At 70.9% G+C, this 18,595-nt stretch carries 17 protein-coding genes; 6 read left to right on the top strand and 11 right to left on the bottom strand.

Annotated elements, in window-relative coordinates:
- Window positions 1-24: 24 nt before the first annotated feature.
- Window positions 25-1,257, bottom strand: coding sequence for a sensor histidine kinase (locus OG747_RS32975; RefSeq protein WP_405883010.1), 1,233 nt, complete (start codon window positions 1,255-1,257; stop codon window positions 25-27).
- 6 nt (window positions 1,258-1,263) lie between these two features.
- Entirely contained in the window at window positions 1,264-1,917 is a 654-nt protein-coding gene (locus tag OG747_RS32970; protein ID WP_010983842.1) for a response regulator transcription factor, read from the bottom strand.
- A gap of 413 nt (window positions 1,918-2,330) precedes the next feature.
- Between OG747_RS32970 and OG747_RS32965 the strand changes: the two genes are divergently transcribed.
- Window positions 2,331-2,504 carry a hypothetical protein gene (locus OG747_RS32965; protein WP_165854003.1) on the top strand — a complete coding sequence of 58 codons (174 nt, stop codon included), beginning with the start codon at window positions 2,331-2,333 and terminating at the stop codon, window positions 2,502-2,504.
- Between the two features lie 112 nt (window positions 2,505-2,616).
- On the opposite strand, the gene OG747_RS32960 is transcribed toward OG747_RS32965, so the two are convergent.
- Both OG747_RS32960 and OG747_RS32955 read right to left on the bottom strand, forming a co-directional pair.
- The gene (locus OG747_RS32960) at window positions 2,617-3,432 is read right to left on the bottom strand and encodes an inositol monophosphatase family protein (protein ID WP_405883009.1); all 816 of its coding nucleotides are present in this window, start codon (window positions 3,430-3,432) and stop codon (window positions 2,617-2,619) included.
- Window positions 3,433-3,440: 8 nt separating this feature from the next.
- Complete coding sequence (locus OG747_RS32955; protein WP_405883008.1) at window positions 3,441-4,568, bottom strand: ferrochelatase; 1,128 nt, start codon at window positions 4,566-4,568, stop codon at window positions 3,441-3,443.
- Between the two features lie 187 nt (window positions 4,569-4,755).
- Between OG747_RS32955 and OG747_RS32950 the strand changes: the two genes are divergently transcribed.
- Complete coding sequence (locus OG747_RS32950) at window positions 4,756-5,994, top strand: MFS transporter (RefSeq protein ID WP_405883007.1); 1,239 nt, start codon at window positions 4,756-4,758, stop codon at window positions 5,992-5,994.
- Window positions 5,954-7,273: a D-arabinono-1,4-lactone oxidase gene (locus OG747_RS32945; RefSeq protein WP_405883006.1), complete on the top strand. Its 1,320-nt coding sequence runs from the start codon at window positions 5,954-5,956 to the stop codon at window positions 7,271-7,273. The genes OG747_RS32950 and OG747_RS32945 overlap by 41 nt, the downstream gene beginning before the upstream one ends.
- Here OG747_RS32945 and OG747_RS32940 read toward each other — a convergent pair.
- Window positions 7,197-7,985, bottom strand: a complete 789-nt coding sequence (locus OG747_RS32940; protein WP_405883005.1) for a hypothetical protein — start codon at window positions 7,983-7,985, stop codon at window positions 7,197-7,199. The two genes, OG747_RS32945 and OG747_RS32940, sit on opposite strands and share 77 nt — an antisense overlap.
- A gap of 472 nt (window positions 7,986-8,457) precedes the next feature.
- Between OG747_RS32940 and sepH the strand changes: the two genes are divergently transcribed.
- Complete coding sequence (gene sepH / locus OG747_RS32935; RefSeq protein ID WP_405883004.1) at window positions 8,458-9,510, top strand: septation protein SepH; 1,053 nt, start codon at window positions 8,458-8,460, stop codon at window positions 9,508-9,510.
- 139 nt (window positions 9,511-9,649) lie between these two features.
- Here the strand turns inward: sepH and OG747_RS32930 are convergent, their stop codons facing one another.
- The gene (locus OG747_RS32930; protein ID WP_405883003.1) at window positions 9,650-10,501 is read right to left on the bottom strand and encodes a sulfurtransferase; all 852 of its coding nucleotides are present in this window, start codon (window positions 10,499-10,501) and stop codon (window positions 9,650-9,652) included.
- A gap of 317 nt (window positions 10,502-10,818) precedes the next feature.
- On the opposite strand from OG747_RS32930, the gene OG747_RS32925 reads away from it, so the two are divergent.
- On the top strand, window positions 10,819-11,622 hold the full coding sequence (locus OG747_RS32925) for a VOC family protein (RefSeq protein ID WP_405883002.1): 804 nt from the start codon (window positions 10,819-10,821) through the stop codon (window positions 11,620-11,622).
- 88 nt (window positions 11,623-11,710) lie between these two features.
- Here the strand turns inward: OG747_RS32925 and OG747_RS32920 are convergent, their stop codons facing one another.
- The 4 genes from OG747_RS32920 to OG747_RS32905 all read right to left on the bottom strand — a co-directional run bounded on the left by OG747_RS32920 (window position 11,711) and on the right by OG747_RS32905 (window position 17,132).
- Complete coding sequence (locus OG747_RS32920) at window positions 11,711-12,355, bottom strand: thymidine kinase (RefSeq protein ID WP_405883001.1); 645 nt, start codon at window positions 12,353-12,355, stop codon at window positions 11,711-11,713.
- Window positions 12,356-12,424: 69 nt separating this feature from the next.
- Window positions 12,425-13,612 (bottom strand): alkaline phosphatase family protein, encoded by a 1,188-nt coding sequence (locus OG747_RS32915; protein ID WP_405883000.1) that lies wholly within the window; start codon window positions 13,610-13,612, stop codon window positions 12,425-12,427.
- Window positions 13,612-14,199 carry a DUF5998 family protein gene (locus OG747_RS32910; RefSeq protein ID WP_405882999.1) on the bottom strand — a complete coding sequence of 196 codons (588 nt, stop codon included), beginning with the start codon at window positions 14,197-14,199 and terminating at the stop codon, window positions 13,612-13,614. Before OG747_RS32910 ends, OG747_RS32915 begins: the two co-directional genes overlap by 1 nt.
- A 104-nt stretch (window positions 14,200-14,303) precedes the next feature.
- Window positions 14,304-17,132, bottom strand: a complete 2,829-nt coding sequence (locus tag OG747_RS32905; RefSeq protein WP_405882998.1) for a GNAT family N-acetyltransferase — start codon at window positions 17,130-17,132, stop codon at window positions 14,304-14,306.
- Window positions 17,133-17,309: 177 nt separating this feature from the next.
- On the opposite strand from OG747_RS32905, the gene OG747_RS32900 reads away from it, so the two are divergent.
- The gene (locus OG747_RS32900) at window positions 17,310-17,591 is read left to right on the top strand and encodes an HPr family phosphocarrier protein (RefSeq protein WP_405882997.1); all 282 of its coding nucleotides are present in this window, start codon (window positions 17,310-17,312) and stop codon (window positions 17,589-17,591) included.
- Window positions 17,592-17,821: 230 nt separating this feature from the next.
- Here the strand turns inward: OG747_RS32900 and OG747_RS32895 are convergent, their stop codons facing one another.
- Window positions 17,822-18,517 (bottom strand): GntR family transcriptional regulator, encoded by a 696-nt coding sequence (locus OG747_RS32895; RefSeq protein ID WP_405882996.1) that lies wholly within the window; start codon window positions 18,515-18,517, stop codon window positions 17,822-17,824.
- Window positions 18,518-18,595: the final 78 nt, after the last annotated feature.

Raw genomic sequence — 18,595 nt, 5'->3', positions numbered from 1 at the left:
TCGTCGCGTGTCGGGCACATGCTCTCAGATCGGAAGGGTGACGCGCATCACGAGCCCACCCCCCTCGCGCGGCTCGGCCGCGATATGACCCCCGTGTGCGCGGGCCACCGACCGGGCGATGGACAGGCCGAGGCCCACGCCCTTGTCGCTGCCCGTGCGCTCCGTGCGCAGCCGCCGGAACGGCTCGAAAAGGTTGTCGATCTCGTACGCGGGAACCACCGGCCCCGTGTTCGAGACCACCAGGACCGCCTGGCCGTGCTGGACCTGTGTCGTGACCTCGACCCAGCCGTCCTCCGGCACGTTGTACCGCACCGCGTTCTGGACGAGGTTCAGGGCGATCCGCTCCAGCAGGACGCCGTTGCCCTGGACGACCGCCGCGGCGCGCTCCCCGCGGATCGTCACGCCCTTGGCCTCGGCCTCGGCGTGCACCTGGTCGACGGCCTGCGAGGCGACCTCGGCGAGGTCCACGGGCTTGCGCTCGACGATCTGGTTGTCGCTGCGGGCGAGCAGCAGCAGACCCTCGACAAGTTGTTCACTGCGCTCGTTCGTGGCGAGCAGCGTCTTGCCGAGCTGCTGCAGCTCCACCGGCGCGCCGGGGTCGGAGAGGTGCACTTCGAGGAGCGTGCGGTTGATCGCGAGCGGGGTGCGCAGTTCGTGCGAGGCGTTCCCGACGAACCGCTGCTGGGCGGTGAAGGCCCGCTGCAGCCGCTCCAGCATGTCGTCGAAGGTGTCCGCGAGCTCCTTCAACTCGTCGTCCGGGCCGTCCAGTTCGATCCGCCGGGACAGGTCCGAGCCCGCCACCGCGCGCGCGGTGCGGGTGATCCGGCCGAGCGGCGAGAGGACGCGGCCCGCCATCGCGTAACCGAAGGCGAACGCGATGATGGCGAGGCCGAGCAGCGTCAGGAGCGAGCGGCTGAGCAGGTTGTCCAGGGCGTGCTGCCGCTGCTCGTTGACGCAGTTGCTCATCGCGTTGTTGAACACGTCGGGCGAGGCGCTCGTCGGCAGGTCGCAGATCGTGCTGGTGACCTTGCCCTCGGTGATCTTGAAGGGCAGGTCGCTGCCCACGTTCAGCGCCTGCGCGGCGAGCAGGTAGATGATCGACAGCAGCAGGATGCCGGCGATCAGGAACATGCCGCCGTACAGCAGCGTGAGGCGTATCCGGATGGTCGGGCGCAGCCAGGGGAAGGGAGGCTCCGGCCTTCTGGGGTCCCAGGTGGGCTTCGGAGGCGCCGTGGGGGGCGCGGGGGTCGTGGCCACGGTGGATCAGATCCGGTAGCCGGAGCCGGGCACGGTGACGATGACCGGGGGCTCGCCGAGCTTGCGGCGCAGGGTCATCACCGTCACGCGTACGACATTGGTGAACGGGTCCGTGTTCTCGTCCCAGGCCTTCTCCAGGAGCTGCTCGGCGGAGACGACGGCGCCCTCGCTGCGCAGCAGCACCTCCAGGACGGCGAACTCCTTGGGCGCGAGCTGGACCTCCTTGCCGTCGCGGAAAACTTCGCGGCGGTTGGGGTCGAGCTTGATCCCGGCGCGCTCCAGGACGGGCGGCAGAGGGACGCTCGTACGGCGTCCGAGGGCACGCACGCGTGCCGTCAGCTCACTGAACGCGAACGGCTTGGGCAGGTAGTCGTCGGCGCCGATCTCCAGGCCCTCGACGCGGTCGCTGACGTCGCCGGAGGCGGTGAGCATCAGCACGCGGGTGGGCATGCCGAGCTCGACGATCTTGCGGCAGACGTCGTCGCCGTGCACGAGCGGGAGGTCGCGGTCGAGGACGACCACGTCGTAGTCGTTGACGCCGATGCGCTCCAGGGCGGCCGCACCGTCGTACACGACGTCGACGGCCATGGCCTCCCGGCGCAGTCCGGTGGCCACCGCATCGGCGAGCAGCTGCTCGTCCTCGACGACGAGTACGCGCACGTCGCTTGTCCTTCCTCTGTCCACCCGCGTAGCGCCTCTTCGGCGCACGCGGGCAGGTTGTCTCACGGGTAAGGCCTCCATCCTGCCCTTTTCGGCCATAAACCGGCTGTAAGACGGGTGAGAGGCGCTCGGGACGACGGTTCCGGGAGCCGGGAATGCGAGATTTTCTCGTCGGCTTGAGGTTTCCACGGAAGGAAGCGGGGGGAGGACGGCTTTACACCCCGCGATCACGCTCTGCATGTGGCAAGCCACCTTGTGGTACGCCAACCGCTTCCGCAGGGCGGGCGTGGGTGTCCGGCACCGTCGCCGCCCAGCCTGGGCAGCGCTGGGCACCCATCTGGAGACGTGATCGCCCCTTCCCAACGGCACACCCCCGTGCCATCGACCCACGACCCAGGACGAGGGGGCGCAGCATGGACGCATTCACCGCAGGACTTCTGCAGCGCATAAGGGCGACCGAGTCCGACCTGACGCGGGCTCGCGAAACAGGCGACGACTTCCTCGCGGAGGTCGAGCAGGCCGAGCTCGAGGACCTGCGCCGCCTGGCCGCCGAGCACGGTGTGGAGGTCGGCGCGTCGCGCGTCTGATCAGTTCGTACGAGAGCGGGGCCCCGGTATCGATCCAGTGCCGGGGCCCCGCTCCGTTACTGTGCGTACCGAAAACGGTAGGTGTTGTACGTGCCGGAAACCGCAGGCGTCCTCAGTCGTGCCAGGCGCCGAACTCCTCCAGGAGCCGCTGGAGGGGCTCGAAGACGCCCGGGGAGGCCGCCACCGCCAGATCGCCTGCGGGGCGCTCTCCGGGGCGTCCACCGGTCAGGGCGCCCGCTTCACGGGCGATGAGGTCGCCCGCCGCGAGGTCCCAGGGGTGCAGGCCGCGCTCGTAGTAGCCGTCGAGGCGGCCCGCCGCGACGTCGCACAGGTCGACCGCCGCCGAGCCGCTGCGCCGGATGTCGCGCAGCAGCGGAATCAGCCGCTGGGCGACATCGGCCTGGTGGGCCTTGACATCGGTCACGTAGTTGAAGCCGGTCGAGACCAGGGCCTGGTCCAGGGGCGGCGACGGGCGGCAGGCCAGCAGGCGTTCGCCGGCCCAGGCCCCGGTGGCCCGGGCGCCCCGGCCGCGTACCGCGTGGTACGTCTCGCCGCGCATCGGCGCCGCGACGACGCCGACGACGGTCTCCCCGTCCTGCTCGGCCGCGATGGACACCGCCCAGGTCGGCAGTCCGTACAGGTAGTTGACCGTGCCGTCGAGCGGATCGATCACCCAGCGGATGCCGCTGGTGCCCTCGCTGGCGGCGCCCTCCTCTCCGAGGAAGCCGTCGTGGGGGCGGTGCTCGGCGATCAGGTCGGTGATCAGCTTCTCGGCGGCGATGTCCATCTCGGTGACGACGTCGATCGGGCTGGACTTGGTGGCGGCGACCGCGAGGTCCGCCGGGCGCCCGTCCCGCAGCAGCGCACCGGCGCGGCGGGCGGCCTCGAGCGCGAGCTGGAGCAGTTCGGTGTGCAGGGGCTCGGTCACGGGGCTCCTCAGGCGTACGGGCTGTCGGTGCCCGCGGCGGCGGGCTTCGGGGCGCGGGCGGGGCAGCAGCCCACCGGGCACAGGTTGTGGCTCGCGCCGAGCGCACCCAGGGCGCAGGGGGTCGCCTGTCGTCCGCTCTCGGTCGCGGCGCGCTCCAGGACGAGGTCGCGGACCGCCGCGGCGAAGCGGGGGTCGGCGCCCACGGTGGCCGAGCGGCGCACCGGCAGCCCCAGCTCCTCCGCCTTGGCCTTAGCCTCCGTGTCGAGGTCGTACAGCACCTCCATGTGGTCCGAGACGAACCCGATGGGGGCCATCACGACGGCCGGGACCCCGGCGCCGTGCAACTCCTCCAGATGGTCGCAGATGTCGGGCTCCAGCCACGGGATCTGTGGGGCTCCGGAGCGCGACTGGTACACGAGCTGCCAGGGGTGCTCGATGCCGGTCGCCTCGCGCACGGCGTCGGCGATCAGCTTCGCCACGTCCAGGTGCTGCTTGACGTAGGCGCCGCCGTCGCCGTGGTCCTCGACCGGGCCGGAGGTGTCCGCGGCCGCCGTCGGGATGGAGTGCGTGGTGAAGGCGAGGTGGGCGCCCGCCCGCACGTCCTCGGGGAGTTCGGCGAGGGACTTCAGGACGCCCTCGATCATGGGTTCCACGAAGCCGGGGTGGTTGAAGTAGTGCCGCAGCTTGTCGATCTTCGGCAGCTCCAGGCCCTCGGCCTGCAGGGTGGCCAGGGCCCCGGCGAGGTCCTCGCGGTACTGGCGGCAGCCCGAGTACGAGGCGTACGCGCTGGTGGCGAGGACGAGGACGCGGCGGCGGCCGTCGGCGACCATCTCGCGCAGGGTGTCGGTCAGGTACGGCGCCCAGTTGCGGTTGCCCCAGTACACGGGCAGGTCCAGGCCGTGGTCCGCGAAGTCCTTGCGGAGGGCGTCGAGCAGGGCGCGGTTGTGGTCGTTGATCGGGCTGACCCCGCCGAACAGGAAGTAGTGCCGGCCCACTTCCTTCAGCCGTTCCTTGGGGATGCCTCTCCCCCGCGTCACGTTCTCCAGGAACGGAACGACTTCGTCCGGGCCTTCGGGGCCGCCGAAGGAGAGCAGGAGCAGGGCGTCGTAGGGGGTGGCATCGAGCGCATCTGGCATGCCTCCGATCCTGCCATCCGTCACCGACAGCCGGACAACAGCCACATGACCAGCGGAATCCGGGAGTGCGTGACGGAGTGCATTAGGGTCACCTAACCCGTAAGCTGTATCGGCCACCTTCACGCCTTACCGGAGTCCGATCGCACGAGGTGACCGTGCGGTCGGGCCGAGCCCACCGGAGACCCCCTTGCCCAGCCCGTACCGCGCCCTGTTCGCCGCCCCAGGCTCCAAGGGCTTCTCCGCCGCGGGCTTCGTCGGCCGGATGCCGCTGTCGATGATGGGCATCGGCGTGGTGACGATGATTTCCCAGCTCACCGGGCGGTACGGGCTCGCGGGCGCGCTGTCGGCGACCATGGCGCTGGCCGCCGCGGTGATGGGCCCGCAGGTCTCCCGGATGGTGGACCGGTACGGGCAGCGGCGCGTCCTGCGCCCCGTCACCCTGTTCGCGCTCGCCGCGGCCGCCGGGCTGCTGCTCGCCGCGCACTTCGAGTGGCCGGACTGGGTGCTGTTCGGCTGCGCGGCCGGCATCGGCTGTGTCCCGAGCATCGGCGCGATGATCCGGGCGCGCTGGGCCGCCCTCTACCGGGGCACCCCGCAGCTGCACACCGCGTACTCCTTCGAGTCCGTGGTCGACGAGGTCTGCTTCATCTTCGGGCCGATCATCTCCATCGGCCTGTCCACGGTGTGGTTCCCGGAGGCCGGGCCGCTGCTCGCCGCCTGCTTCCTGGCGGCCGGTGTCTTCTGGCTGACCTCCCAGCGCGCGACCGAGCCCGTGCCGCATCCGCGCGAGCAGCACACCGGCGGTTCGGCGCTGCGCTCGGCCGGACTGCAGGTCCTGGTGGCCACGTTCGTGGCGACCGGAGCGATCTTCGGCGCCGTCGACGTGGTCACCGTGGCCTTCGCCGAGGAGCAGGGCCACAAGGGCGCCGCGAGCGTGGTCCTGGCCCTGTACGCGGCGGGTTCCTGCATGGCGGGAGCCGTGTTCGGGCTGCTGCACTTCAAGGGGGCGCCCGAACGTCGGTGGCTGCTGGGCATATGCACCATGGCCGTGAGTATGATCCCCCTCCTACTGGTCGGAAACTTGCCGTCTCTGGCCGTGGCGCTGTTCGTTGCGGGCCTGTCCATCGCTCCCACGATGATCACGACGATGTCCCTCATCGAACAGCACGTACCACGCGCGAAACTGACCGAGGGCATGACCTGGGTGAGCACCGGGCTCGCGGTCGGGGTCGCGCTCGGCTCCTCCGTGGCCGGGTGGGTGATCGACGCCGCCGGTGCGAAGGCCGGGTACGGGGTTCCGGCGGTGTCCGGGGCCGTCGCGGTCGCGGTCGGTTTCCTCGGGTATCGCCGGCTGAGCAGGCCGGTTCCGCAGCGGGAGGGGACCCATGAGCACCACAGTGAGCGGGAAGAGCGGCACGTGGCGTAACTGGGCGGGGAACGTCACCGCCCGTCCCGTACGGGAGGTCGCCCCCGCATCGGTCGAAGAGCTCTCCGCGGCCGTACGCAAGGCCGCCGACGACGGCCTGAAGGTGAAGGCCGTCGGCACCGGTCACTCCTTCACGGCCGCCGCCGCGACCGACGGTGTGTTGATCCGCCCTCAACTGTTGACCGGCATCCGCAAGATCGACCGTGAGGCCGGGACCGTCACCGTTGAGGCGGGCACCCCGCTCAAGCGTCTCAATATGGCTCTCGCGCGCGAGGGGCTGTCGCTCACGAACATGGGCGACATCATGGAGCAGACGGTTTCGGGCGCGACCAGCACCGGAACGCACGGCACGGGGCGCGACTCGGCCTCGATCGCCGCGCAGATCACGGGCCTTGAACTCGTCACTGCGGACGGCTCGCTCCTGACCTGCTCCGAGCAGGAGAACCCCGCTGTCTTCGCGGCCGCCCGCGTCGGCATCGGCGCCCTGGGGATCGTCACCGCGATCACCTTCTCCGTAGAGCCCATTTTTCTCCTCACGGCCCGCGAGGAGCCGATGACCTTCGACAAGGTCACCGCCGACTTCGACGAACTCTTCACGGAGAACGAGCACTTCGAGTTCTACTGGTTCCCGCACACCGGCAACTGCAACACCAAGCGCAACAACCGCAGCGCCGGTCCCGAGAAGCCGGTCGGGCAGCTGAGCGGCTGGATCGAGGACGAGTTCCTCTCCAACGGCGTCTTCCAGGTGGCCAATCTGGTCGGCCGCGCGGTGCCCGCCACCATCCCGACGATCGCGAAGGTCTCCAGCCGCGCGCTGTCCGCGCGGACCTACACCGACATTCCCTACAAGGTCTTCACTTCTCCGCGCCGGGTGCGCTTCGTGGAGATGGAGTACGCCGTTCCGCGCGAGGCGCTCGTCGAGACGCTGCGCGAGCTGAAACTGATGGTCGACCGTTCGCCCCTGCGGGTCAGTTTCCCCGTCGAGGTGCGCACGGCCCCGGCGGACGACATCACGCTCTCCACGGCGTCCGGGCGGGAGAGCGCGTACATCGCCGTCCACATGTTCAGAGGTACGCCCTATCAGGCGTACTTCACCGCGGCCGAGCGGATCTTCACCGCGCACGAGGGCCGCCCACACTGGGGCAAGGTGCACACCCGTGACGCCGAGTACTTCTCGAAGGTGTATCCGCGCTTCGGCGAGTTCACGGCCCTGAGGGACCGGCTGGACCCGGATCGGCGCTTTGGGAACGACTACTTGCGTCGGGTGCTGGGCTCGTAGTCGCGCCGGCCGTGGGCGTCGGGGTGTCGACCGGCGCCTGCGAGGCGGCACTCGAACTCGGCGTCGGCGTCGGCGTCGTAGCACCGCCGCTGTCCTGAGTGGCGCCACTGTCCTGAGTGGCGCCGGTGCTCGTACCGCCACCGGTACGGGGACTGCCGTCGCCGGCGGACGGCTCCCTGGACGAGGACCCGGTCGAAGGCGTCGTACTGGGCTCCGACTTGGAACGGGAACCGCTGCTCTTGAGGGCGTCACCGACAGTCGTGCTTCTGCCGTCGCCGCTGAAGCTCCGCCCCGACACGAGTTCGTAGGTGGTGATGCCCGCCATGGTGACGCCGAAGACGAGCGCCCCGGCGACCACCGGTCGCTTCCAGCTCTTGACCCGGGCGCGGTAGACGGTGCCCTCGGTGAACTCGCCCGCGGCGGGCGCCCGCCGGGGCCCCGGCCTGGGCTTGGCCTGGACCGTCACATCGCGTATCTGCTCGCCGGTGCGCCTGAAGAAGTGCTGGAAGACGGTGCCTCCGCAGGTGGCGATCGCGCTCACCACTCCGGCGCCCAGGATCGTTCCGTACACCCCGAAGTAGGAAGCGAGTTTGGCCGCCACCACCGCGGCCACGGCGCTGCCCGCCACTTGCGGAAGGCTCAGGTCCACCCTCTTCTTCGGTTCCCCCTCCTTCGTCCTCGGTTCGTCGTCGGCATCCGACTTCTCACGCATTCCCGGACCTTGCCTGCCTTTCCCGTACTTGTTCGACCGACTGCACGAGAAAGGGACGGACAGGCGAAACATTTAGTTCCGTTTCTGGCGATTGCGTGAAGTTCGCCACGTTTCATGGTCACGAAAACGGCGCATCGGACGGCCAACTGCCACCCCCCGCCAGAAGTTGGGCGGCGCGCCGATCCACGCAGGTGGCCCGAATGGAGTACTGTTGCGAGCCCTGGGTCCGGACTCCCGCCAGGGTGTCCGGGGCCTGACAGGACCGCCGGGAGGGGGCTCGTTGCACAGGGTGATGGAGTTCGTCACTTAGCGTTGCGAATAGGTAACCGTGCCATAACGGCGACCCCGGGCCCGTGCCCGACACGCCGGGCAACTCGGCAAGGTTGTGGCAGGCTGCACCCGGGCAGGCCACACTCGACTAGCGGAAGCAGCGACGCACGTGACGTCGGCAGGCACCACCCGGGAGGTCCCCATGCCGGAACTGCGTGTCGTGGCCGTCTCTAACGACGGCACACGGCTGGTGCTGAAGGCTGCGGACAGCACGGAGTACACGCTTCCGATTGACGAGCGTCTGCGCGCCGCTGTACGCGGCGACCGTCCCCGCCTCGGCCAGATCGAGATCGAGGTGGAGAGCCATCTCCGCCCCCGAGACATCCAGGCGCGGATACGTGCCGGCGCGTCCGCGGAGGAAGTCGCCCAGCTCGCCGGGATCCCCGTCGACCGGGTGCGCCGCTTCGAGGGCCCCGTGCTCGCGGAGCGTGCCTTCATGGCCGAGCGTGCCAGGAAGACTCCCGTCCGCCGCCCCGGCGAGAACGCCGGACCCCAGCTCGGTGAGGCGGTCCAGGAGCGGCTGCTGATCCGCGGCGCCGAGAAGGACACCGTCCAGTGGGACTCGTGGCGTCGCGACGACGGCACCTGGGAAGTGCTGCTGGTCTACGTGGTCGCGGGCGAACCGCACTCGGCGAGCTGGACGTACGACCCGCCCCGGCGGCTCGTCCAGGCCGTCGACGACGAGGCACGCTCACTGATCGGCGAGTCCGACGACCTCGCGGCGCCCGAGCCGAGCTTCCCGTTCGTCCCGCGGATCGCCAGGCTGCCCCGGGACCGTCCGCTGGACCGTGCCCTGGACCGGCAGATGGAGCGGCCTAGCCTGCCGCCGTCCCCCGAGCCGGTCGAGGAGAGCGCGGGCGACCGCGACTCGCTCACCAGCCTTCTGGAGGCGGTGCCCAGCTTCCGGGGCGACATGGTGGTGCCCGAGCGGCCCTCCACCACGGAGCACCCGGCGACGGAGGAGCCACCCACCGAGCCCGAGGCGGAGGAGCCCCCGGCTCCCGCGGCCTCGGCCGGTGCCGGTTCCGCCTACGCGGACGTACTGATGCCCCGCTCGGTCGGCAGCCACCGCGACCGTCTCGTCGGCGCGACCGACCGCCAGGCCGAGGCCGACGGCGTCCGCCCGGGCCGCAGAGCGGCGGTCCCGAGCTGGGACGAGATCGTCTTCGGGACGCGTCGGAAGAAGCAGGACTAGTCAGTTGTACGAGGAGGGGGCCCGCATCCAGCCGGTGTGGGCCCCCTCGTCGTACCACTCGTACGACTGGCCGGTGCGGACCCCCTCACTACTCCTGGGGACGCCGTCACCGGGAACGTCGTTACTGGGGGCATGGCCGTTACTGAGGGTCGGGGCCCATCGCCACCGGCCGGCTGCCGTCCCGGGACCACTCCGACCAGGAACCCACGTACAGCGCGGCCGGGATACCCGCGACGGCGAGCGCCAGCACCTGATGGGCGGCGGAGACACCGGAGCCGCAGTAGACGCCGACCTCGGAAGTACCGGTCGAGCCGAGGGACTTGAAGCGGTCGGCGAGCTCGGCGGCGGGCAGGAACTCCCCGGTCTCCGTGACGTTCTCCGTGGTCGGCGCCGAGACCGCGCCCGGGATGTGCCCGCCGACGGGGTCGATCGGCTCGACCTCGCCCCGGTAGCGCTCACCCGCCCGGGCGTCGAGCAGCAGCCCCGTACGGGCGAGCGCGGCGGCCCCATCCGCGTCCAGCAGCGGCCGGGCGCCCGGCACCGGCTTGAAACTTCCGGCGGCGGGCGTCGGAACCTCCGAGGAGACCGGCCCGTTCCAGGCGGCCAGCCCGCCGTCAAGCACCCGCACCGACGGATGCCCCGTCCAGCCCAGCACCCACCAGGCGCGCGCGGCGGCCCACCCGGCGCCACCGTCGTACACGACGACATCGCGGTCCGCGGACACTCCGGCCGCCCGCATCGCCGCACCGAAGACCTCGAGGTCGGGCAGCGGATGGCGACCGCCGTCACCCGGCTCCCCGGCCAGTTCGGCATCCAGGTCGACGAAGACCGCGCCGGGGATGTGCCCTGCCGCGTAGGCGGCCCGGCCGTCGAAGGGGGCGGCGCCGGTGGCCGTGGCCACGGAGAGCTGCCAGCGGATGTCGAGCACGACCGGCGGGTTCGGTCCTGCCAGGTCGCTCGCGAGTTCGGAGGCGGAGATGATGGCGTTCATGGCCACCATCCTTGCGCACGGGGTGGCCCCGTCGTCCAGGTCCGGCTACTCTGCTCCGCCGGACAGGTCCGATCACCAGGCGTACGGGATCGGGCACATGCTGTACAGCTGACGGACACCCCTCGGCAATGGTGCGGAAACGGACGAGAAACGACACATCGGGCATCCTCCGCTCATGGACCGCTACGCGGCGGTGCCGTCGGGACGCGCAAGGTGACGGGTGGTGCGAGCATCGGCACGGGCGCGCGACTGCGGTACGCGTGTTGGGGCAGGCGGAAGGTGAACGGCCACCGCGAGGGGCCGAGGAGAGAGTGACGATGACCGAGGCACGGGAGTCGGCCGACCCGAACGGCACCACGCACGCCCGGCACGCGCCCGGCGTGCCCTGCTTGGTGAGCCTGATGGTGCACGGGATGGCCACGACCCAGGAGTTCTACGGAGAGCTGTTCGGCTGGGAGTTCCAGCCGGGCCCGCGCCAGCTCGGCCCGTATGCGCGAGCCCTGCTCGACGGCCACGAGGTGGCCGGTATCGGACAGCTGCCACCCGACCGGCATCTGCCGATCGCCTGGACGCCCTATTTCGCCTCGGACGACGTGAACCACACCGCCGAGTCGGTACGGCACTGCGGCGGCACCGTGGGGGTGGGGCCCCTGGACGCGGGCGAGGCCGGGCGGCTGGTGATCGCCTCGGACCCGACGGGCGCCGTCTTCGGCGTCTGGCAGACGGCGGCCCACCTTGGCACGGCGCTTCACGGGGTGCACGGCACCCCCGTCTGGATCGAGCTGGTGACCCGCGACACCGAGAGCGTCGTCAAGTTCTACCAGGGGGTCTTCGGGCACAAGCCGGAGCCGGTCGTCTCGGCCGACTTCGACTACGTGACCCTGCACATCGACGGCCGCCCGGTGGCCGGCATCCACGGCGTCGGCCGCGGCCTGCCCCGCGACCGCGGCCCGCACTGGCTGACGTACTTCGAGGTCACGGACGTGGACGAGGCCGTCACCCACGTCACCGACCTCGGCGGACACCTCCTCAAGGCCGCCCACGACTCGCCCTACGGGCGGGTGGCCGCGGTGGCCGATCCGGAGGGCGCGGTGTTCTCGGTGATCCACACCGAACGGTGATCCGCGCGGACCAGTGATCCGAGGATCACTCGGCGAACCAGGGCTTGCCGGCTCGTTCTGGAGTCGAGCCGGGGCAGCAGGCGGGCCGTCAGGTGACCGGCAGGACGTCCGGAGAGATGACGGAGGCGTGCGCGGAGACGCTGGTCATCCGGCGGCGATGGTGGCGTCGGCACAGCACCTCGTAGCCGATCTCGGCGGCTGGACGGTTCACGTCACCGACAACGACCTGCTCGCCCTCCACCACCATCTCACTACCCACGGTGCGAGCATTGTGCGTAGCACGCGCCCCGCACCAGCACATCGCCTGGACCTGAAGGGTCTCGATCCGGTCCGCCAGCTCGATCAGCCGCTGCGAGCCCGGGAAGAGCTTCGTACGGAAGTCGGTCGTGATGCCGAACGCGAAAACATCCAGACCCAGGTCGTCCACGACCCGCGCCAGCTGGTCTATCTGCTCCGGCGCCAGGAACTGCGCCTCATCCACGATCACATAGTCGACCTTGCCGCCCCTCGACATCTGGTCCACCAGATAGGCGTGCAGATCCATGCCCGGCGCCGCCTCGACCGCCTCCGTCACCAGACCGAGCCGCGAAGAAAGCTTTCCCTCCCCCGCACGGTCGTCACGCGTGAAGATCACACCCTGCAGACCCCGCGCCGACCGGTTGTGCCCCATCTGTAGCGCCAGCGTCGACTTCCCGCAGTCCATCGTTCCGGAGAAGAACACCAGCTCGGGCATGGGGAGTCGAGCACCTTTCGGCAAGAAGAGGGAGGGGGCGGACGGAGAAGGCAGACAGAAGGTGAGGGGTCAGGAACGAGCTTCCAGGAGCGGGACGAGCTGCTCCACCGGCGTCATCGAACCGTGGTTGCCGACCATCGCCGACTCCTTCGGTTCCCGCTCGGACGCGATGATCAGGACGTCGTCGCGAGCCGCCGCGACCACATCGCCGATCCTGGCGTACACCCGTTCGTCGATCTGGGGGCCGAACCAGCCCGCCGCGATCGCCTCGTCGCGCGACGCCACCCAGAACTGCTCGCCGAGCACCTCGCGCCAGCAGGTCAGGACGTCCGCCTCGGCGCCCGGGACGGCGTAGACATGCCGGGCGCGGCCCTCGCCGCCGAGCAGGGCGACCCCGGCGCGCAGCTCCCAGTCCTCGTCGAAGTCGATGCGGTGCTGCTCGTCGAAGGGGATGTCGATCATGCCGTGGTCGGCGGTGACGTACAGCGCCGCGCGCGGCGGCAGTTGCTCGGCGAGGCGCTGGACCAGGCGGTCGACGTACATCAGCTGGCCGCGCCAGGGGTCCGAGTCGACGCCGAAGCGGTGGCCCTTGCCGTCCACCTCGGCGTAGTACGTGTACACCAACGAGCGGTCACCGGCGGCCAGTTGTTCGGCCGCGAGGTCCATGCGCTCCTCGCCGGACAGTCGCCCGTGGAACGTTCCGCCACTCAGCGCGATCTTCGTCAGCGGGGTGTGCTGGAAGGTCGGTGAGGAGACCTGGGCCGTGTGCACGCCCGCCGCGTCCGCCAGCTGGAAGACCGTGGGGTAGGGCTGCCAGGCCCGCGGTTCCGTCCACGGGTTCCAGCGGAGCTGGTTCATCAGCTCGCCGGTCTTCGGGTTGCGCGCGGTGTAGCCCGGCAGGCCGTGCGCGCCGGGCGGCAGGCCCGTGCCGACGGAGGCGAGGGAGGTCGCGGTGGTCGCGGGGTAACCGGCGGTGATCGGCCGTCCTGTGCCACCCCGGGAACTCCCGAGCAGGGAGCTCATGAAGGGAGCCTCGTCCGGGTGGGCCTTCAGCTGCTCCCAGCCGAGACCGTCGATCAGGAAGACGCAGTTCCGGTCGGCCCCGGTCAGTTCCGGTATGACGGTGGTCATGCCGGGGACGGACATGCCCGCGGCGAGCGTGGGCAGCAGATCGGCGAGCGAACCCGCGCCGTACTCGGGGACGGGCGCGGAATCGATGGCCAGCGGTTCCGGGCGGTCCCAGGTCGGCAGTGCCATCAGCGGGTGATGTCCGCGGTCGCCTCGGAGAGGGACTGCGCGAAGGCGAGGGCCTGGCGCACCGTCTCCGGGCCGTCCCCGGCCTCACTGACGCGCAGGCTCAGGTCGTCCGCCGTCGAATTGCCCGTGTAGCCGTGGTCCGCCTCGCAGTTGGGGTCGCCACAGGCCGCCGGCTCCAGGTCGATGCGGGAGACCGCGCCCCAGCCGATGGTCAGGACGACCTCGCGGGGCAGGGTGCCCGGCGCGTACGACTCCGGGTTGGCGACGACTCGACTGACGACCACCGACGAGATCCGGCCGAGTTTCACGGACTCCGTCGACGTCGTGGCGTACGGGGTCGGTGAGGTCGTGTCCGCGTTCTGCTCGTCGGTGTGGCTCACGATGAAGCGGTTGCCGGTGAGGACGAGCACGGTGACGTGCCGGCGCACCTCGTTGGCATCGAACGTCGTCTCCTGGTGGACCAGGTACGACCGTATGGTCTCGCCGCCGATCGCGGCCTCCACCGCCTCGGCCACGAGGGCCGGGTAGTAGCCGCTGCGCTCGATCGCCGCTCGCAGCCCCTGGGTCGTCGTACTGGTCTTGGCCATGACGTCCATCCTACGGTGGCCCACTGACTGCGAGGCACCGCTCGCGGGTGTCTGTCGTGGACGGATCAGAACGAATCGCCGACGGCGGCGGGCCCGGGCTCGGCTCAGACGACGGGAAGCCTCCGGGGGCCGAGGTCGTCGCGGACGGGGGCGCGGGCCAGCCGCACGGTGGCGCCGAGCACGCTCAGGCCGCGCGGGGCGACCACCACGGGCTCCAGGGAGACGGCGACGACCTCCGGATGGTCGTCGACCAGCCGCGAGACGCGCAGCATCAGCTCTTCGAGGGCCGCCGTGTCGACCGGCGCCGAGCCGCGCCAGCCGAACAGGAGCGGCGCCGTCCGGATCGACCGGACCAGCGAGGTCGCGTCCCGGTCGGTGACCGGAATCAGCCGGTGCGCGGTGTCTCCGAGGAGCTCCGACGCGGCCCCGGCTAGGCCGAACGACAGCACCGCTCCGGCCGCCGGATCGATCACCGCCCGTACGACCGTGTCGACGCCGCGTGGTGCCATGCCCTGGACGACCAGCCGCAGCTCCTCCGCCGTGCCGAAGAGGTCGGTCAACTCCGCGTACGCCCTGCGCAATTGCTCCTCGTCCGCGAGATCCAGACGTACGCCGCCCAGGTCGGCGCGGTGCCGCAGGTGCGGGGCGGTGGTCTTGAGGGCCACCGGGTAGCCGAGGGTATGCGCGGCCGTGGCGGCCTCGTCGGGCGTCGGCGCGGGCAGCGCCCGGCGCACGTCGATGCCGTACCGCCCGAGCAGCACGCAGGCGTCCTCGGCACCGAGCGTCAGTCCGGTGCCCCGCGCGAGCAGCCCGTCGATCTGCTCGGCGGCGCCCTTCTCGTCGATGTCCTCGTACTCGGGCACCTTGCCGGGCTCGGCCACCTCCCGCCGCCACTGGGCGTACCTCACCGCCTCGGCGAGGGCCCGGACGGCGCGCTCGGCGGCGGGGTAGGCGGGGATGAGACGACGGTTCGCCTCCGGGGGACCGCTGACCGGAGTGGCCAGGCGTTCCGCGGGTCGGAGCGCCCGGTCGGCGCCGGGTGCCGCGGAGGCCGCCTGTGGTGCGGTACTGGCCGCCGCGGACAGCGCCTCCGCGAGCCCCCCGAGCTCGACGTGCACCACGAGCACCGGCTTCGCCGGGGCCGAAGCCGAGGCCGAACGCAGGGCCTTTGCCAGGGCCGCGTCCTGGGCCGACGTCTCCCCCACCGCCGGTATGGCGGTCACCACGACCGCGTCGCACCTGTCGTCGGCCAGCGCTTTCGCCAGCGCCCTGTGGAAGTCCGCCGCCGAAGCCGCCGTGGTCAGATCCAACGGAGGAAGCGGCCGAAGCCCTTCGGCGAGACACGCGTCGAACGTCAGCAGCCCCAGCGACTCCGAGTTCCCGAGGATCGCCACCCGGGGGCCGGGCGGGAGCGGCTGGCGTGCCAGCAGAAGCCCCGCGTCGACCAGCTCGGTGATCGTGTCGACCCGGATCACCCCGGCCTGCCGCAGCAGCGCGGACACCGTGGCGTGCGGCAACCGCGTGGCCCGTACGGCGTGCCCCTGCGGAGCGGCGGCGTGCCGCGCGCCCTGGACCACGACCAGCGGCTTCGCCGCCGCCGTCCGCCGGGCGAGCCGGGTGAACTTGCGCGGGTTGCCGATGGATTCGAGGTACATCAGGGCGACGTCCGTGTCCGGGTCGTCGTACCAGTACTGGAGTACGTCGTTGCCGGACACGTCCGCCCGGTTCCCGGAGGAGACGAAGGTGGATACGCCGGTCACCCCGGTGACGCCGCCGCCGCGCCGGTGCAGCCGGGACAGCAGGGCGATCCCGATCGCACCGGACTGGGCGAACAGGCCTATCCGTCCGGGGCGCGGCATCTCTGGCGCGAGCGAGGCGTTGAGGCGCACCTCGGGGGATGTGTTGATGACCCCGAAGGCGTTCGGCCCGATGATGCGCATCCCGTACGTACGCGCCTGGCGGACGAGTGCGCGCTGGCGCTCGCGCCCTGCGGAACCGCTCTCGGCGTATCCGGCGGAGACGACCACGAGCCCCTGCACCCCGTGCTCGCCGCACTCCGCGACGACCTCCGGGACGTACGGCGCGGGCACGGCGACGACCGCGAGGTCGACGGGCTCGCCGAGGTCGCTGATGTCCTTGATGGAGCGGTAGGCGGGAACTCCGTCGAGCTCCTTCTCCTGGAGCGCCTTGTTCACGGCGTACAGGCGCCCGGTGAACCCGGCGTCGCGAAGGTTGGTGAGGACACTGCGACCCACCCCGCCGGGTGTGCGCCCCGCGCCGATGACGGCGACCGAACCGGGTGCGAGCAGCCGCTGCACGGACCGGGCCTCGGCGCGCTGCTCCCGCGCGCGCTGCACGGCGAGCGACCGGTCGGTGGGTTCGAGGTCGAACTCCAGGCGTACGACGCCGTCCTCGAAGTGCCGCTTCTGTTGGTATCCGGCGTCCGTGAACACCTTGATCATCTTGGTGTTGGCGGGCAGCACCTCGGCGGCGAACCGGCGGATGTCCCGCTCCCGGGCGACGGCCGCGATGTGCTCCAGGAGGGCCGAGGCGACCCCGCGGCCCTGGTGGGCGTCCTGCACGAGGAAGGCGACCTCGGCCTCGTCGGCGGGCTCGGAGGCGGGCAGGCCGTCGGCATTAATCCGGTCATAGCGTACGGTGGCGATGAACTCGCCGCCGACCGTGGCCGCGAGTCCCACCCTGTCCACAAAGTCGTGGTGCGTGAAGCGGTGGACATCCTTGGCGGACAGGCGCGGGTAGGGCGCGAAGAAGCGGTAGTACTTCGACTCGTCCGAGACCTGCTCGTAGAAGCTCACCAGACGCTCGGCATCGTCGACGGTGATGGGCCTGATGCGAGCGGTGCCGCCGTCGCGCAGCACCACGTCGGCCTCCCAGTGGGAGGGGTACTCGTGCCGGTCCGACGAGGTCTGCATGGGCCCCAGAGTACGGCTCGCGTCCGACAACGGCGCGAGGCAGGCTAGGGGCACCCAAGTCGGATCCAGGCCGGGGTCCGATGCGGGGTTCGGGACAGGATCAACGCCTGCTCCGGACCCGCTTCACGTGTGGAACACTGGTCTAGACAACCCTGAACACCTGAAGGGCAGCATCACATGGCTGAGCGCCGCGTCAACGTCGGCTGGGCCGAGGGCCTCCACGCCCGTCCCGCCTCCATCTTCGTCCGGGCGGCCACGGCCTCCGGTATCCCCGTGACGATCGCCAAGACGGAGGGCAACCCCGTCAACGCGGCCTCCATGCTGGCGGTCCTCGGCCTGGGCGCCCAGGGCGGCGAGGAGATCGTCCTCGCCTCGGACGCCGAGGGTGCGGACATCGCACTCGACCGGCTGGCGAAGCTGGTGGCGGAGGGTCTCGAGGAGCTCCCCGAGACCGTCTGAAGATCCCGCCGCCCCCTTTTGCGCCTGAGCCGGCGCCGCTCTCGCGGAGCGGGGTGCTCGCCGCGGGGGTTCCTCAATTGATGGCAGGGGTGCTCTTCACATCAAAAGACGCCCCCCATACATAGTGAAGGGCTCGCCTGAAAACATCGGGCGGGCCCTTCGCTTTTCCGAATTACGGGCAGCGAAAGTAATCCCCCGCGAATTACCCCTCTTTGTATACGGCGCCGGTGTTAATGACGCAGGCCCGTCATGTTTACGGGATGTTGCGAAGTCCTCACACGGTCCGGACGATCTCCCCCGCCGGGAAAACGCAGCCGGTGCGCGACCGTCGCGCGCTCGGTGTGCAGCGCCGTGACCGCCCGCGCCCGCTCGCTGTCGCCGCGCGCCACCGCGTCCACGATCCCGCCGTGCTCCGCCCAGGACTCCGCCGGATTGGCCGGCGCCTCGACCGCGTACATCCAGGCGATCTTGTGCCGCAGCTGGGCCAGCGTGGAGGTCAGCGCGGGGCTTCCGGAGGCCTGCGCGAGCGTCTCGTGGAACCAGCCGCCCAGCGAGCGCAGATCCTCGCTGTTCCCCCTCCTGGCCCGCTCCTGCCCCAGTCTGACCAGGCCTCGCAACACCTTGAGGTGGGCCTCGGTGCGCCGCTGTGCGGCTCTGGCGGCGCCCAGCGGCTCCAGAAGCATGCGCATCTCCAGCAGGTCCGCGGCCTCCTGCTCAGTGGGCTCCGCGACGCACGCGCCCGCGTGTCGACGGGTGACGACAAAGCCCTCGGCCTCCAGGGTGCGCAGGGCCTCGCGCACCGGGACGCGCGAGACGCCGTAGCGGCGCGCGAGCAGTTCCTCGGTGAGCCGGCTGCCGCGCTCGTAGACACCCGCGACGATGTCGTCACGGATCGCCGTGCATACCGAGTGCGCGGGAATGCGCATGACCGGACCTCCGCCTTAATCCCCGCGAAACGCGGTCGATTGACGCTTGTTCATTGACTCTATTGCAGAGAGCCGGAA

Origin of the sequence: Streptomyces sp. NBC_01384 (genome assembly GCF_045040035.1) — a bacterium.
Taxonomy (GTDB): Bacteria; Actinomycetota; Actinomycetes; order Streptomycetales; family Streptomycetaceae; genus Streptomyces.
Note: the sequence above shows the minus strand (reverse complement) of the source record. Positions and strands in the feature narration are given on the sequence as shown.